The organism is Klebsiella sp. S69 (assembly GCF_016516145.1).
GTDB lineage: Bacteria > Pseudomonadota > Gammaproteobacteria > Enterobacterales > Enterobacteriaceae > Klebsiella > Klebsiella oxytoca.
The window spans coordinates 63,532-80,189 of the sequence record NZ_JACVUU010000031.1 but is presented as its reverse complement, the minus strand read 5'-3'; the positions used below and the strand labels follow the sequence as shown (position 1 = coordinate 80,189).

At 48.5% G+C, this 16,658-nt stretch carries 13 protein-coding genes; 8 read left to right on the top strand and 5 right to left on the bottom strand.

The window, feature by feature from the left end; genetic code table 11:
• Positions 1-217: 217 nt before the first annotated feature.
• Both IAE27_RS25655 and IAE27_RS25650 read right to left on the bottom strand, forming a co-directional pair.
• Positions 218-1,828 (bottom strand): YfjI family protein, encoded by a 1,611-nt coding sequence (locus IAE27_RS25655; protein WP_200093044.1) that lies wholly within the window; start codon positions 1,826-1,828, stop codon positions 218-220.
• Between the two features lie 227 nt (positions 1,829-2,055).
• Positions 2,056-2,265: a helix-turn-helix transcriptional regulator gene (locus tag IAE27_RS25650; protein ID WP_032755279.1), complete on the bottom strand. Its 210-nt coding sequence runs from the start codon at positions 2,263-2,265 to the stop codon at positions 2,056-2,058.
• Positions 2,266-2,543: 278 nt separating this feature from the next.
• On the opposite strand from IAE27_RS25650, the gene IAE27_RS25645 reads away from it, so the two are divergent.
• From IAE27_RS25645 to IAE27_RS25630, 4 genes are all read left to right on the top strand, one after another.
• Positions 2,544-3,305, top strand: a complete 762-nt coding sequence (locus IAE27_RS25645; RefSeq protein ID WP_004114617.1) for a hypothetical protein — start codon at positions 2,544-2,546, stop codon at positions 3,303-3,305.
• Positions 3,306-4,136: 831 nt separating this feature from the next.
• Positions 4,137-6,446 carry a TerB N-terminal domain-containing protein gene (locus tag IAE27_RS25640; protein WP_200093043.1) on the top strand — a complete coding sequence of 770 codons (2,310 nt, stop codon included), beginning with the start codon at positions 4,137-4,139 and terminating at the stop codon, positions 6,444-6,446.
• 3 nt (positions 6,447-6,449) lie between these two features.
• A complete protein-coding gene (locus IAE27_RS25635) occupies positions 6,450-7,766 on the top strand; it encodes an ATP-binding protein (protein WP_200093042.1) in 1,317 nt (438 codons plus the stop codon).
• Positions 7,763-9,961, top strand: a complete 2,199-nt coding sequence (locus IAE27_RS25630; protein WP_200093041.1) for a DEAD/DEAH box helicase — start codon at positions 7,763-7,765, stop codon at positions 9,959-9,961. Before IAE27_RS25635 ends, IAE27_RS25630 begins: the two co-directional genes overlap by 4 nt.
• A 151-nt stretch (positions 9,962-10,112) precedes the next feature.
• Here IAE27_RS25630 and IAE27_RS25625 read toward each other — a convergent pair whose 3' ends face one another.
• Positions 10,113-10,964: a LysR family transcriptional regulator gene (locus IAE27_RS25625; protein ID WP_227685300.1), complete on the bottom strand. Its 852-nt coding sequence runs from the start codon at positions 10,962-10,964 to the stop codon at positions 10,113-10,115.
• 145 nt (positions 10,965-11,109) lie between these two features.
• Here IAE27_RS25625 and IAE27_RS25620 point away from each other — a divergent pair, with 145 nt between their 5' ends.
• The 4 genes from IAE27_RS25620 to IAE27_RS25605 all read left to right on the top strand — a co-directional run bounded on the left by IAE27_RS25620 (position 11,110) and on the right by IAE27_RS25605 (position 13,916).
• Positions 11,110-11,823, top strand: coding sequence for an AzlC family ABC transporter permease (locus tag IAE27_RS25620; RefSeq protein WP_200093030.1), 714 nt, complete (start codon positions 11,110-11,112; stop codon positions 11,821-11,823).
• Positions 11,813-12,121, top strand: a complete 309-nt coding sequence (locus IAE27_RS25615) for an AzlD family protein (protein ID WP_049071339.1) — start codon at positions 11,813-11,815, stop codon at positions 12,119-12,121. The genes IAE27_RS25620 and IAE27_RS25615 overlap by 11 nt, the downstream gene beginning before the upstream one ends.
• 41 nt (positions 12,122-12,162) lie before the next feature.
• Positions 12,163-12,858, top strand: coding sequence for an alpha/beta fold hydrolase (locus tag IAE27_RS25610; RefSeq protein ID WP_200093028.1), 696 nt, complete (start codon positions 12,163-12,165; stop codon positions 12,856-12,858).
• Between the two features lie 161 nt (positions 12,859-13,019).
• Entirely contained in the window at positions 13,020-13,916 is an 897-nt protein-coding gene (locus IAE27_RS25605) for a LysR family transcriptional regulator (protein WP_058608821.1), read from the top strand.
• 16 nt (positions 13,917-13,932) lie between these two features.
• Here the strand turns inward: IAE27_RS25605 and IAE27_RS25600 are convergent, their stop codons facing one another.
• The gene (locus IAE27_RS25600) at positions 13,933-15,129 is read right to left on the bottom strand and encodes an MFS transporter (RefSeq protein ID WP_200093027.1); all 1,197 of its coding nucleotides are present in this window, start codon (positions 15,127-15,129) and stop codon (positions 13,933-13,935) included.
• Positions 15,130-15,268: 139 nt separating this feature from the next.
• The gene (locus IAE27_RS25595) at positions 15,269-16,234 is read right to left on the bottom strand and encodes an NAD-dependent epimerase/dehydratase family protein (RefSeq protein WP_200093026.1); all 966 of its coding nucleotides are present in this window, start codon (positions 16,232-16,234) and stop codon (positions 15,269-15,271) included.
• Between the last annotated feature and the right edge of the window lie 424 nt (positions 16,235-16,658).

Below are 16,658 nucleotides of genomic sequence, written 5' to 3'. Positions count from 1 at the left end.
GTGAAATTACATGTTTTGATGGCTGTTAATGGTTCATATCCACAGAGCTTTCCACCAGTCGTCATTATCTGTTTTTTAGCACTGTATTCTGAGAAAACCCCGCGCGGATTGCGACCAGTCGCGATTGGCGCGGGGTTTTTGCCTCTGTGGCTGTTTTTCAAGACATTTAACCGGTTTACGCTCTGGCCATTCGGGTCTCTGTAGTGAGGTGTCCCGATTAATATTCCAGCCTGTTAAAGTCAAAGTATTCAAAACCATACCTGCCAGTGACATTCTCTGGCGATGCAATAATCGGATTATGTCCGTTCTCCAGGAATGCCGGTGGAATACACCATGAGTGGCGACATTCCAGGGAGGGCATGGCAATATACACCGCAGAATGACGGCCGGGACGAATAAAACAAATCAGACCCAGTGCGATTAACTGCTCAAGAACAGATTGTGATTTACTGGCGTCACGCAGCCGGTTCGGGCCGTTCCGGTTTACCTCATTTTTCCTGAGTGGATATCCCTCATTATCGAGAAATTTCTCCTTAAGCCACCTGAACATCTCGTAAACGTCCTCCATAAATGCATTCCGTTCAGAAGAAGGGAAAAACAGCCTTTCCGCTTCTTCAAGATGCCATTCCACAATTTTGAAGGCGGCCTGGATGACCCTCCGCGAAATACATAAACTCTCAGGTGAATACATATATGTCAGAATGGCCGCAACCCTGAGGGCATTCGCCCCCGCTTTGGCTGCAATTTCACTGATATGCTCCATCTGCTGTCCGGGGGCTGTTTTACGGCTGAGCTCTGACTGTTTATCTGCCCAGTAAGTGGTCGCATCATCAGATAATCTGAGCGTTTGTTTCTGCGTATCGTGACTATAAAAACGCGCCTTTTGCTTATCAAGTAACTGGTTAATTTTACTGTGGAACACATTTAATGCTTCATCAGAATGAGCATGGTCCGTATTTGTGCGGCGACGTCCCAGCGTGCTGATGGTATTGATATAAAGAAACCGCGACAGAAAACCACTTCCCCTGCTGAGTTCACCGTGGTTACGGCGGTAATTTTCAAAGACCGGGGGCTGAACCATTAATGCCAGGGTCAGGCAGGCGTTGATATCGTACTCCTCACCGCCCGGGCGGTGGTATTCATAGGTCTCCCCGTCCCAGGCTTTATTCAGTAAACCGAGGTTGTTTTTCAGATATCCTTTAAAAAAGGTAATTGCCTCATCTGAGAGCACCCCGGCTTCAGAATACCGGCTCAAACCTTCCAGGAGCGCCTTTGCGGTGGTGTCGTCATAAAGCATCGCCAGGCGGGTCGGAGGCTGCTGCCGGGTTTCTGCATGTTCATCTAACAGCCGTTCTTCCTCCGTCCCCTCAGAACCGCTTTTGATGGCAGTGTACAGATTACTGGTCAATGCTTTCTGGTGTATTTTCCAGATATTATCAGCACGCAGGTGTGCCTTCATCAGACCGTCGTGCTGCTGCTTCATTTGCTCAGCGAACCGGTAAAAAGGCTTCATCACTTTTTTGCTGATACTGGTCTTACCTTCACCGGAGACCGCCAACGTCAGTAAATACAGTGCACAGTGCATCGGATCCGATGAGTGTGGTGGTACCACCTCAATATGAGCCTGACAGGCGAGGGAAGAGGCTGCCAGTACGGCCCCCGCTATCAGTTCCGCCGGGATACCCGTCTCGTTATAAAGAGCATCAATGACATCCCGCATCACCGGCGGGAACGCGCAGACAGGGTAACCCTCCGGGGTTCTGTTTTGTACGGGAATATAAGGCTCCGGCATTTTCGGAATGACAGTGTGTGGCAGTATATTCTGCATGTAATATTCTCCTTGGTTACTGTTTTCAGTAACGGGTTAGTTGTGAATATAATAAAATAGCCAAGCGTCAAAATTTATTTAAAGTAATAATCTTACCCAATAAATAATCGCATTCTGTTTCCTTGCAACTGGCAAAAATATGTCGCAGCGAGCGCATATTTAAATCAGAGACGTTGTTATATAATCTGCGTATCCTCCTTTAATTTTTACCAATACTATCTCATCGCTTATGATGGCTGCTGGCGTTCCAGCAGCCATGCATCTAGCTCTGACTCAAGCCAGCCGACGGACTGCATCCCCAGCCTGCGCTGTTTCGGGAAGGTCGGGTCGTAACGCGGTGACTTCGGGTTGATCCAGTCATAGATGGTTGAGCGGGCGATGCCCGTTTTGTTAACAACGGCGCGTATGCGCAGTATCCTGATACCTTGTACAGACATATCTGTTAATTCCCCCTGTTCTTTCGATATGGACGCAATTGTATGGTGCCGGAACAGGTAATGGCACCCGCCTGGTGGCTGTAGCAAAAAAGGCATTTTATAACAACGAGATAGGGGTTTTTTTAGGGTTTTTTCCCCGTTTTTTGTTGGTGACAGAATGTTTTTTTTTCGAAAATGGTGTCGGAAGCGTCTGGCTAAGGGCAAGAATGAGTCGTTCCAGGTGTCAGGCAAGGAAATTTACTGGAGTATAGAAATTGTCATTCGAAAAGAGGGACTTCATGGCTGATTTAGACAGGGATTTTACCCCTGATGAGTTACTCATCGTATTTCGCAAAAAGAGGAAAGCGTTACGTTTTCATCTCGGGGTCAGACAGAAACATATCGCCAGGCAATGGCTGAATAAAGATACTGAAATTGTTATCGTGCTACAAACAGGGAGACAAACGAAGGATGAAGATTTAGCGCGGCGACTTGCTGATGAGCACGGAGAGAAAAAATGGCGGCGTTATCTGAAAATTTTCAGTCTTTCAGAATGGATGATAAAGGGGATCAGGAACGATATGTCTGAGGCTGAACAATACTGGGAGCAGGGAACATCGGCTCTCGAATCTGATCCAGATCATGCGGTGCAATTAATGCTGAAGGCTATCGCGTTGTTGGATCGCGGTCTGAAACGCAGTGAATCCGCAGCAGGTAAAAGAATCAAGGAACGGCATAAACTCAATTCTGCTTATGGCGGAAAGGTCAAAGCGACACGTTTTGATGGCGTTAAAGACGAAGTGATAAAACACCTGGAAGCGCAACCTGAGGGCTGGGAAACTAAAACCGATGCCATCAACGCAATTATTAAAGCGTTAAGGCCCTATATTGAGGAGCATGGATGGCCTTCCGCACAGGATAAAAACGACTCACGGGACGCGGCAATGGTGGAGGCAAGCCAGAGCAAGTTGTTGGCTGAATGGTCAGTCAAAGACAAAAGAGTGAAGGCGGCGTTCGCGAAGGCAGTACAAAAACGTATCGGGGTGTCGCAAAATCGATAGTCCGGTACCTTGAGAGCGCGTACGTGATTCAATGTGACTGCCTTTTCTCAGATGTGGCTGTGCAGAAGAGCATAGAGCTGATAATAAGACGATACGAGCTGGCCTGAACATCATCGTCTTTTTAGCGATACTGACAGGGTTGATAGCGATACAACTTTTTAATGAGTAATCTGTCGGGAGTACCTTGCACTTTTTAACGGTATGCCGGATCACACTGTCCAATCTGGCAATGGTATTCGTCGTGTAAAACCGCCTCTGCCGCTGGTACCCCAGGTCATGGGTTAATGCTTTGTAGTCCTTCTAAGATACGAGCCGCAGGCTATTACGCACCATGTGAATGATACAGAACTTAATCCGCTCTCCGGATAAACTGCATTAATGGCGTCAGAGATGCTCTTCAGCTCATCAACGTAGGTGATGAGGATATCTTAACTTCGGCACAACTCAGCTCATAGCTTAATTAGTTGATAAAAATCAGCGTGGGTAGGATCAGCTTTCCAATAGTTACCGAAATTCTCAACGACTAGGTAAATGTCATCATACAGCCGTCAGTTCTGCATCCCCAGTATATTTGCTCGTATGTTAACCTAGCATTAGTACAACATCATTCTTAGGCGAATGGCCCAGCAGGCTTTTTACTCCTTAAAAATTCACTTCTGGTTAAGTAAATCATTCAATGATTTTTGTCATTTAAATCAATTGGTTAATTTTAATTGCGATTTGCTTTTAACCCTAGCGATTTAGAAGTATTATTTTGAGATTAATCCACTTGCCATGCATTCCCTACCACATTTCAAATGTGAATGGAGAATTATTTTAAGGTTATATATCATGGAGTTATTGAAGTTTCTGGCGGCGATTTTAGTAATTTACTTGTTGTTTTTTAGAAAGAAAAAACGTAAATCTCCAAAGTCTTATGCTTCAAGCCCCGTGAAAGCACCGCCAAAAGAATGGCTCGCTGACATCAAGAAAAAAGAGGCGGTTGTGCGAAACGATGATAGTGAAGACGATAACCTTGCAACTTTTACATTGAGCGGTGGCCGGGGTGTTGAACTTCGGGTGACAACCAATCATTACCGGAACACCTCAAAGTCAGCAGGTGCACTAGCTCGATGGGTACTTCCGGGTGAGATGATAACTGTAGCTGGTGTAGCAATTAGCGGTGGCCACATTTACTTGGGGCAACGTATGAAGCCCTCCGGTCAGGAATCAGGCGGCTATTATGACGATGGAAATGAGGCATCATTAATTGATGAGACATGTAAGATAAAACCTACTTCTTATCTTTACGAGGACAGTTCATTAGGATACTGGCCCAGTTTTTCCTCTCTTTCCCCAGAAGCACGCGGTGCGTATGTCAGTTGGCTCGCCAGCGAAAGGTCTGATCCATCGTGTCCTATCGGCTATGTTTTTATCTACCTCTACGGTCTGGAAAGAAAAGCGCTCATAGATTCCACTGACCCAAAATTCCCTGATGCTGAGTTCCGTAATCTGTTCAAAGAAGTCGCTCGGTTAAGATCCGTATTCATTGAGAATCGCTCATTCCGTGGATATTCGGCCCAGTTACTCGAAGCCATGTCTATTCTGCGCCCGAACATGGGCTTAGCCACTGAGCTCGATAGCAATTCAGGTTTCAGCAACAGCATGCAATTTAAGCTGGCTCTGGCAAAAACTGTACATGAAGGAGTTCCTGTATCAACTGAACTGGCGTTGAACTGGGTAATAAACCACACCGAGTATTCGCTGCGTACCCCGGGTCGCCGCTGTGCTAAAGAGTTTGCTGCGCTTTTCAAACGGCGTTACACCCTCAAATATGGTGAAGGGATGGTCGTTAAGGCGAATAAAACGCGCCTAAGGTTAGATTACACACCAGCAAGTCCTAGTTTGCGAGGTGTTCGACTCCCTGTTCCCGACCTGCCTGATCCAAGTGCGTTGAAGAGCCCTGTCCAGAAAATTATGGCTCTTGCCGACATATGTACGGATGAACTTGATGCTTATAGTCGCTACCTTGGTAGGAAAGGTACGTCAGTCAATGATACGGCTGCAATTATGTTGCTCCCTTCAGAGATCGTTAATGAAAGCGCAGAAAAAATATTAAGCTCATTCAAACGCTGGGCTGATGAGGCGGTCCTCGTCAAGGAGGGGTTAGTCTCAGTTGCTGACTTTTGGGCACATATGAATGCCAGTTGCCCCAATAAGATCAATAAAAAAGAGGCCGATTTGATGCAGGCCTTTGCTCTGAAGATGGGTTACGGTCTGGCACCTGACCCGTATTATCACCATGTGAAGGCGGATGTTGATGGGACACTTGTTCTATTCCCTGCCGCCGAAGGTGGACGCTTCTCACCTTCTTCTGAATTTATCTCAGCAGTAATGACGCTCAGATTAGGGGCGATGGTCGCCTTGATTGACGATTCTCTTAATCAAGCTGAACAGAAAGTGCTTGAGAATGCCATCAACAACAATACTGGCTTCACTGATGATGAAAAACGCTCTTTACATGCGTATTTAATGTGGCAACTTCATACCCCAGCCAATATGACAGGATTGAAAAGCAGGATTGAGTTGATGGGGGCCGCGGAAAAAGCTGCTGTGGGTAAAGTTATCGTTAGTGTTGCCTGTTCGGATGGGACAGTAGCGTCTGCCGAAATCAAACAGCTTGAGAAGATTTATTCAAGTTTGGGGCTGGATCCCACATCTGTCTCGAGCAATATTCATCAGCATTCCGCAACTGAACATGAGCTCGTCTCGCCTGTACCAACTGATCAGCCAGCAGTAGGGTTCACACTGGATGCTAATGTACTTGCCCGCCACGAATCTGCCACGGATGATGTTCGTAAATTGTTGAACACAATTTTCACCGAAGAAGAACCGGAAGAGCCAGAAAGCGCTCCAGCCTCATTAACGGAGGCGGGGGGGCTAGACTCCGCACATAGCCAGCTTTATCGCAGTTTGCTGGAGAAAGAACAGTGGTCCCGGAAAGAGGCGATAGAATTGTGCGGAAATTTGAATTTGATGCTCGGCGGTGCGCTTGAGGTGATTAATGACTGGTCCTATGCGGTGGTTGATGCTCCGGTACTGGACGATGCCGATGATGATATCTGGGTTGACCTGGAAATTGCCAAAGAATTAGAGGGATAGTGAATGTCTGTAACACGTATAAGAGTGAAAGAACGCGACGCTATTATTCAGTCACTTAAGTCAGGTGTAACGCCAAGGATAGGCATTCAGCATATCCAGGTTGGCCGCGTGAATGAGATCACCGCTCTCCACCAGGATATTGAGAGGATTGCTGACGGTGGTGCAAGCTTCAGACTTATCATCGGTGAATATGGTTCTGGTAAAACGTTCTTTCTGAGTGTTGTGCGCTCTATTGCGCTAGAGAAGAAGCTGGTGTCAATCAGTGCAGACCTTTCTCCTGACAGACGCATTCACTCATCGGGAGGTCAGGCGCGTAATCTCTATTCTGAGCTTATGAAAAACATGTCCACCAGAAACAAGCCGGATGGTAATGCGTTACTTAGCGTTGTTGAAAGATTCGTTACGGAGGCAAGGAAGGAAGCTGACAAGGACGGCTCCGAGGTTTCATCAGTTATTCATAAACGCTTGGCAGCACTATCAGATATGGTCGGCGGATATGACTTTGCTAAGGTCATTGATTCATTCTGGCGCGGGCATGAGCAGGATAACGAAACACTAAAATCCAATGCTATTCGCTGGTTGCGGGGAGAGTACACCACTAAAACTGATGCCCGTAACGATCTCGACGTTCGGACTATTATCTCAGACGCTTCATTCTATGACTCTTTGAAACTGATGAGCCTTTTTGTCCGCCAGGCAGGCTATGCCGGTCTTTTGGTCAGCCTCGACGAAATGGTGAACCTCTTTAAACTGAATAATACGCAAGCAAGAACAGCGAACTACGAACAGATTTTGCGGATCCTGAATGACTGCCTGCAAGGTTCAGCCGAGAATATTGGTTTTATCCTCGGGGGGACGCCAGAGCTCCTTTTCGATCCACGCAAAGGTCTTCACAGCTATGAGGCGCTCCAATCACGTCTGGCGGAAAATCGGTTCGCGCAAAAAGCAGGAGTGATTGACTACTCGTCTCCCACTTTGCATCTTGCCAGCCTCACCCCTGAGGAACTGTATATTTTACTGAGAAATCTTCGTCATGTTTATGCAGGCGGAGATCCAGAGAATTATCTGGTTCCAGATGAGGCACTGACTGGATTTCTGCATCACTGTAGTAAAACCATTGGAGACGCTTACTTCCGTACCCCCCGTAATACCATAAAAGGTTTCCTGGACATGCTGGCCGTGCTGGAACAAAACAGAACGATGAACTGGCAAACACTAATCGAGGGTGTGGCGATTGAAGAGGACAGGCCCAGCGAAATGGATGACGCCATTATAGAGGAAAGCGATGACGATGACGGACTGGCGAACTTCAAATTATGAGCAGTGCCTATGATAGTCTCGATCCCCGCGTCCGTAAGTGGATTTACAAGCAGGGGTGGTCAACATTAAGGCCCTTGCAGGAGAGTTCTATCCCGGCAATTTTAGCCCGTGATCGAGACGTGCTAATCAGTGCAGGCACAGCAGCGGGTAAAACAGAGGCTTTTTTTCTTCCTGCCTGTTCGGCAGTTGCAGATCTCACTAATGGATTTAGCATCGTCTATATCAGCCCGTTGAAGGCATTGATTAACGATCAGTACCGTCGTCTTGAGAGCCTTGGAGATGCATTGGAAATGCCAGTGACTCCTTGGCACGGGGATGTACCACTAAGCAAAAAGAAGAAGGCTCGGACAAACCCTGCTGGCATTTTACTGATTACACCTGAGTCACTTGAGTCTTTGCTCATAAATTCAATGGGCTGGCTCAAACAGGCGTTTTCGTCAGTCGCATACATCGTTATTGATGAGTTTCATGCTTTTATTGGCTCAGAGCGTGGTGTACAGCTGCTTTCTCTGCTCAATAGAATTGACCATGTGCTAGGACGCCAGGTAAATCCAATTCCCCGCGTTGCGTTGAGTGCCACGCTGGGGGAACTGGAGAAAGTGCCCGAACTTTTGCGCCCGGACAAACGACTACCCTGCGTAACTGTTACAGATATTAAGAGCGAGGCCACTCTTCAGGTACAGGTCAAAGGTTATCTGGAGCGAGTGCCCCAAAAAGAAGAAGAACTTCAGAGTTCAGCTGAACATGACGTTTGCGCTGACATTTTTAGACTTTGCCGTGGCGATTCTCATTTGGTCTTTGCAAACAGTCGAAAGCGGACTGAAAGCATTGCTGCCACGCTGAGCGACATGTGTGAGGAACATATTGTTCCCAATGAATTCTTTCCCCACCATGGTTCCCTTGCCAAGGAATTGCGGGAAGCGCTTGAAACTCGTCTTCAGAAAGGAAATTTGCCCACAACAGCTGTTTGTACAATGACGCTTGAGTTGGGAATTGATATCGGTAAGGTTAAGTCGGTTATCCAAGTTACGCCTCCGCATACTGTTTCCAGTCTGCGTCAGCGTATGGGACGTTCTGGGCGACGCGACTCCCCATCAGTTCTAAGAATGCTAATTACAGAAAATGAGCTCACTGTGACTAGCAGTATCGTTGACCACCTACGGCTGCATTTGGTCCAGTCGATGGCAATGATCAGATTGATGATCTCTAAACAATGGTTTGAGCCTGCCGATTCCCAGCAGATGCATTACTCCACGCTGCTACACCAGATTCTTGCAATTACCGCGCAATGGGGCGGAGTTCGTGCCGATCAACTCTGGTCACAGCTATGTCAAACAGGCCCGTTTCGTAATGTGGATATAGGCGATTTCAAAAGCCTGCTTAAACATATGGGGGCATGTGGCCTGCTCACTCAACTCGCTAGTGGAGAAATGGTTGTTGGGGCAGAGGGGGAGAAACTGACTAACCATCACACGTTCTATGCCGTGTTCAACACACCAGAAGAGTTCCGCATTGTCACCGGAAACAGAACCCTTGGAACAGTGCCTGTGGACTCCCCACTGCTACCAGATCAACACATCATCTTCGGTGGACGGCGCTGGAGAGTGACAGAGATCGAGACAGAGAAAAAAGTTATCTATGTAGAGACGACCAAAGGCGGTCAGCCACCACAATTTAGTGGGGGGGGAATGTCTGTTCATGATGCCGTTCGTCAGGAAATGCTCGCTATCTATAGGGAAGGTGATTACCGCATAGCAATAGGTAGCAAGAGAGTAGATTATGCCGATTCTGCCGCCAGAAGCCTATTTGCGGAAGGCTGTCGTAACTTCCAGAGTTATAACCTGCAAAATGAGTATTTTCTTACGAGCGGCCAATACTGTTACATCCTCCCATGGATGGGAGATAAGGTTGTCAATACGATTACAGCCTTGCTCATACGTTGTGGCTTTAAAGCTAATTCATTGGCTGGAGTTATAGAAATTGACGGCTCAAGTATCACTTCTGTTCAACAGGCCCTTAAAGGCCTGCTGCTGTCAGGCCTGCCCTCAGCGTTTGATCTTGCTGTAAATGTTCCAGAAAAGTACTTAGATAAATATGATGAATATTTACCAGAGTTTCTGCTTGCGAAAGGATTTGGGGAAAAAGCGTATGACATTGAAGGCGCGTGTACCTGGCTGAAAGAACATCTTCAGTAAACTGGTTACATAAAAAGGGGGAGATGTTCCCCTTAAGCTTGAGGCCGATTGATGATATCAATTTTTGCTCTTGGCTCGGATCTGCCAGAAATCGAGGTCATAAGGTCTGCTTTGAGCGATGAGCGGACGTTGAGGCACCTAATAAATCGTCTCAATTTTCAACTTTTCTGACCCGTAATGTCCTGAGAAGCAAATCGTACAAACTATCCACTGCAGGAGAACCCTGGGAAGTACGACTTCTGAACAATGAGACTTCCATGGGTTCAAGAGGCCCCAAAAGATGTTCACTGCCAAGAATTTGCAGATGAGATGGCACGCTGCACTGGGTCAGCACCGCAACAGCCAGGCCACTTTCCACTGCGGTAATCTGCCCTGACAGGCTGGAGCTGTTATACACCACCTTATATCTCCGCCCCTGCAGTGCTAATGCGTTGATAGCACTACGTTTAGCAAGGCTTGTACTTTCATACACCGCAATAGGTAATGGATCGCGCCGCCAAACCTCAAACTGTGGAGAACCCACCCACACCATCGGCTCATAAAATAGTAACGCGCCCTGGTTGGGATGTTCCCGGGAAACCAGTGCCAAATCGAGATCACCGGCCTCAACGCGAGGAATTAAAGACGTTGATTGCTCACAGCTTAATTCTATCTCGACTGACCCAAAGTTAGGGGCAAATCTCTTCAGCGCAGGTGTAAGGTATTTTGCTGCATAGTCATCAGGGACCCCCAGACGAATACGCCCTGTTAACTCCTTACCGTGAAATGCGGTCTGCGTTTCAGCATGAAGGTCGAGTATCCTTCGGGCATATCCCAGCAGTTTTTGACCTTCAGAGGTGAGTTGATGTTGACGAGGACCGCGAAGTAAAAGCTGACACCCTAATGCAGATTCCAGCTTTTTAAGTTGCATGCTGACCGCAGATTGTGAGCGATGGACTTCAGGTGCCGCAGCCGAAAGCGATCCCGCATCCACTACCGCGACAAAACATTTAAGCCAGTCCATCTGGAGGTCTTGATAATGCACCTTTGAGCCTTGTATTCGACAATCAAATATTAATATCAATTATTATGCGTTTTTATCAATTCCACAATACTGTCATAGTGACCCCCTGTTTGCTTTCACTGTTATGAAGTTCATGAGGTCCCGGATGACGCATCACCAGCCAGACTTGTCTCAACTTAATCATTCGCTGATATGGGATGGTTTTCGGCAGCTTATCCCGGTATCACTGTTTGTCGCTATTTTTGGTGCCGCCTTTGGTCTGGCCGCATCGCAGAAAGGAGTGGACCCGACGTCGGCGACAATGATGAGTTTGCTGGTTTTTGCCGGTTATGCTCAATTCGCCACCTTAGAGCTTTGGACCGGTCAGGTTCCTGTATTAACCCTTATCGCCACCGTTTTTGCTATTAATGCCAGGCATCTGTTAATGGGGGCCACTTTATACCCGTGGTTGCGCGCGTTAACACCCGCTAAACGCTACGGGATAATGATGGTTGTTTCCGACGCTAACTGGGCGATGTCCATACAGGCATTCAGCAGGGGACGCGCGGGGCTGGGATTACTCTTTGGTGGCGGTCTTGCGTTATGGTTTTTTTGGATCGTAGGGACCGTCATAGGGCTTTATTTCGGTAGTGCTATCCAGGATCCCAAAAGCTATGGCCTTGATATGGTTATGGGGTGTTTCCTTCTTTCCATGGTGTTCGAAGGAGAAAGAAGCCTGAAGATGTTAATTATCTGGGCCGCAGCGGCCAGTGCCTCGCTGATAGCGTATAAATGGTTACCAGAAAATAGCCACGTGATCACCGGAGCCCTCGCCGGAGGTATCACTGGAATTATAATGAGAGAGAAAAATGAGTATTGAGACGGTAGGGGCGGGGCCTCTGATTATTATAATTATTATGGCTTTGGTCACTCTGGTTACCCGATGGGGTGGCGTCTGGGTTATGTCTTTTGTTCCTTTTAATAACCGAATAAAAGCCTTTATTCAGGGAATGTCAGGCTCCGTTCTCGTGGCGATTTTAGCCCCCGTTGCCCTCACGGGCGACAAAGGCGCTCAGATGGCATTATTGACCACGGCCGTCGTGATGCTGGTTTTTAAAAGACCTTTAATTGCTATCACCCTTGGGATTGTCGTTTCAGCCCTAGTCAGATATTTTTAAACCGTTCTGATCTAATCCTCCGATTCATTTAAGCGAGTGCTATGAGCCTAACGCCACGAACGATCGTTTTAATTCCCGGGTATATGCTGAATGAAGTGCTCTGGCGTGAATTTGAAACATACCTGTCGGCAAACTGTATTGTTCATCATGCTCCCGTAACCGGAGGACGAACCCTCCATGATATCGCGCAGCATATGAGTATCTGTCTGCCTGACAAATTTACGTTGATAGGTTTTTCACTGGGAGGGTACATTGCCCGGCAGTTTGCTGCAGATTTTCCGGATCGTGTGGAGTCCCTGGTACTGATTGCCAGTTCGTTAAGGGAAGATACGCCATTAGAGGCGGAATCAAAGCGGCAAAGCGTACAGTCATTGTCACCTGCAACGTTTAAGGGGCTGAGCAGCCATGCTATTGCCCGGTCACTGCACCCCCTAAACGCATCAGATCAGGATATGATTTCAACTATCCAGCAAATGGGACGTTGTCTCGGATTTGAAGCCTTCATTACGCAATCGACCTTAACCCGACAAGGTATTCCTTCAACAACGATAGGTTGTCCCACTTTGGTTATTGCCAGTGAAGATGACACCATCCGTTCCATGCAGGAGGCAGAGGAGCTGGTCGATGCCATACCTGATGCATCGTTGAAAACCATCAAGGATTGCGGTCATATGATCCCGCTCGAACAACCTGAGGCGTTGGCGAGAACCATTACTGAATGGATCTCAGTCAGGTAAATTACTGTAGTGGGAAAGGTCTGCTATTGGCACGGAGTGGACGGATTCACTGAGCAGAAAGTCCACTGTGAGCGAACAACGGACTTTCAAAGAGGATGACTGTAAAATCATTCAGGAAAAAGCTAAAGCTGAAAGGTTTGTTCATTATACGGAAAACGTTCATGCGCGAAGATTTTAATGATTATCTTGCGTTCCTTGCTGTCGCGCAGGAACGGAGTTTTACCAGAGCTGCTGCACGGCTGAATATTTCTCAATCAACGCTGTCTCACATTATCAGACGTCTTGAGGAAAGGCTCGGTATGCGGCTACTGATGCGTACAACGCGCAAAGTGGCACCCACCGATATCGGTGAAAAACTTATGGCCGCGCTTGAACCGCGCCTCAACGCCATAGAAACAGATATCTCTGACCTGCTTCGTTATCGCGACACACCTGCGGGAACGGTAAGGCTCACGGTTTCAGATCACATGCTGCATGAGTACATCTGGCCGGCTCTGGCCCCGATCCTTAAACATTATCCTGATATTCAGGTCGAACTGTCTCAGCAAAACGGCTTTATCGATATTGTTGAGGGGCGCTTTGATGCGGGAGTTCGGTTAGGCGATGATGTGGTCAAGGATATGATAGCTGTCAGGATTGGGGCTGACTGGCGGCCTGCCGTAATTGGATCTCCGGACTACTTTGCCAGAGCCGGTAAACCTTCACACCCTTCAGAACTGGCTGGTCATAACTGCATCAATGTCAGACATTCCGGTGCCGGACAGCTGTACGCATGGGAGTTTGAAAAAGGGGATGAGAAACTGAACATGAAAGTTCAGGGTCAGCTGATATACAGCAGTGTTTATCCGATGCTCACGTCCGTTGAGGGTGGGTATGGACTGGCATATGTTCCGGATAATCTGGCCGAACCCGGGATAAAGCAGGGGAAGTGGGAGAGAGTGCTTGAGGATTGGAGCCCTGTTTTCAAGGGCTATCATCTTTATTATCCCAGCCGGCGACAGATGTCGCCGGCACTGAAAGTTATTATTGATGCCTTACGCATCCCTTCGGCGGGTTAGGCGGCCTGTCTGGCATTCATTTTCCTGTCAGTGAGCGACGCCCGGGCAGGACGGCAATAATGGCAGAGGCTACCAGCAGGGCGGTGGCGAGCATGAAGGTGCTGACCCAGCCCTGGTGATCAAATAATTCGCCGCCAGTGAATGCGCCCATTGTAATGGCGAACTGAATCAGGGCGACCATCAGGGCACCGCCAGCCTCCAGTTCATCCGGAATAATCCGGGTCATCCAGGTATTCCATACGACAGGAATGGGAGTCACAAGTATGCCCCATACCAGAAGCAATGCTCCTGTGGCGGCGGGTATGTGTCCCAGCCCCGTGAGCAGACCTGCGACGATCGCCAGGCCTGCCGGTAAACCGGTGAGAGCTGGCAGCAGATTATCCCTGACAAAAAAACCTGAGATCAGCGTTCCCGTCAGACCTGCGATGCCTACGCCCAGCAGGAACAGGGAAATCATGTTGATGCCCAGTCCAGTGACGCTTTCGAGGAAAGGACGCAGGTAAGTGGACAGCGAGAACTGTCCCATGAAGGCAAGCGTCACGGCAATCATGCCCAGGGCGAATGTCCGGCTGCGTAACAGGGATGCTATCTGTCTTATGCTGGTATCACGTTGCGGCGGCAGTTTCGGTATGACGACCATCTGCCATATCAGGCAGATCACGCCCGCAGGTACCACGGTAAAGAATGCACCCCGCCAGCCGATGAGGCTGCCCAGAAAGCTTCCCAGCGGTGGCGCCACCACGAACGCCAGTGCGGTCCCGCCCTGCAGAATGGCGATAGCTTTAGGGACACTCACGGGACGCACAACCCGTACCAGAATGGCTGTAGAAAGCGACCAGAATCCCCCAATAGATATACCAATCAACGCACGCCCGAACATAAACATGCCGTAGCCGTGAGCAGATGTGACGATGACCCCGGACATCACCATCACAAGGGTATAGAAAATCACTGCTGTACGCCGGTCGAAGCGGGCAAGAAATGTGTTACCAAACAGGCTCGTAATCACCGCAAACAGCCCGGAAAAGGCAATGGCCTGACCCGCCTGGCCTTCCGTGACCGACAGATCATTTGCAATTGGGGTCAGCAGACTGACCGGCATAAATTCTGATGAAACGAGGACGAAGCACAGCAGAGCCATGCTGATGACTGCACTCCAGGCAGACGTCATTTCGGGCGCACTGAAGCCGCCCGCATTAAGCGGTTTATTCATAGATAATTTCTAAAGATGATGGTGAACAGTTACCACAGGCTCACAGCCTGCAGTCAGATAAAAAAAGCAGGATGATGGCGGAGCAGCGATTTCAATCCGCCCCGCCTGAACAAAGGTTAAAAACGTATCTGCGTCGTGATCAGCGTGAAGGTGACTCTACCTGCCCCTGGGCTATCAGTGCCTGAACGGACTCATGGATCGCTTCCAGGCTGCTGTAACGGGGCTGGTAACCCAGCCTGACGCGGGCTTTCTCAATGGAATGTGAAGAACTTCGCACCACATGCCCTCTGGAGTTTTCAGCAAACTCAGGTTCAAGCCCGGCAAGCCACTCGTCAAAAGGCTGGAACTTCAGGGACGGTTCCCTGCCAAACCAGCGGAAAACGGCTTCAGCGTAACCCCTGAGCGTGATGGCCTGGCCGGATACCGCATTGAAAATTTCACCAACTGAAGCAGAACGGTTTTCAATGGCCTTCATGATAAGCTGTGCGACATCAACAGCATGAACATGATGTACCGTTTCACTTCCGAGATTAGGCAGTGCCAGCGTTTCACCACGGGCAATACGCGAATACACTTCAGGATTCGAATTCCCCTGAGGCGTGGTCGGTACCCATCCTTCGCCGACAATATGTCCCGGACGGAAACAAGTAGCCGGGAAGCCAGACAGCCGCGCTTCACGCATCAGCCAGGCTTCGCTTTCTGCTTTACCCTGTCCGTAAGCATCAATCGGGCTGACAGGATCTGTTTCCAGAGAGGGGACTGACACATAACGACCGTAAACCCAGATTGAACTGCAGAAAAGATAATGCTCAATCCTGCCGCGAAGCGCTTCAACAATCTGCTGCGTACTGCCGAGATCAAATGCAATCATGTCGATGACAATATCGGCCTGAAGCTCAGCAATACGTTGACCAAAGGTTCCTTTCTTTTCTTCTTCCAGCCGGTCAATAACAACGTTTTCGATGAGAGACCATGCGTAATGAGGGCGATAAGGCTTTGCTGCGCCCCGGCTGACGTTTACCACCTGGTGACCCAGTTCAACCAGCATTGGCACGAGATAAGAGCCCACGTGGCCACTGCCACCAATGACAACGATACGAGACATAGCTTTCTCCTTAATGTATTTCCGCAACGGCTTCTGAAGCTATCCCCTGCCGGGAATGGCTCAGTCAGAAAGGCATAGCCTGAATGCTTGTATTAACAAGAAAGGTATTGTAGTGCGCACTGTCATGTTTGACTTTAATCGAATTCAGAATGCTTTTATGGCGAAATAGCAATAATCACTAGGAATTGATTTGCAGAAGCATAAATACCAGAACTGTTATTCAGCTTTACCGGAAGAGATCAATGTCCGCTTTTGGCACTAAGCGGACGTAGCTAACGGAGCTGGAGGTCCGCCGTGAGCGAAAAGCGGACATACCTCAGCTCGGCCCTACGTGATCCTGAACCTGTCAGCCTCAAGCAGGCTGATTGAAGATGAGCATTGGGGATCTTTTAGAATCAGGAAGAGTTTAGATTCAGCCTGAAAA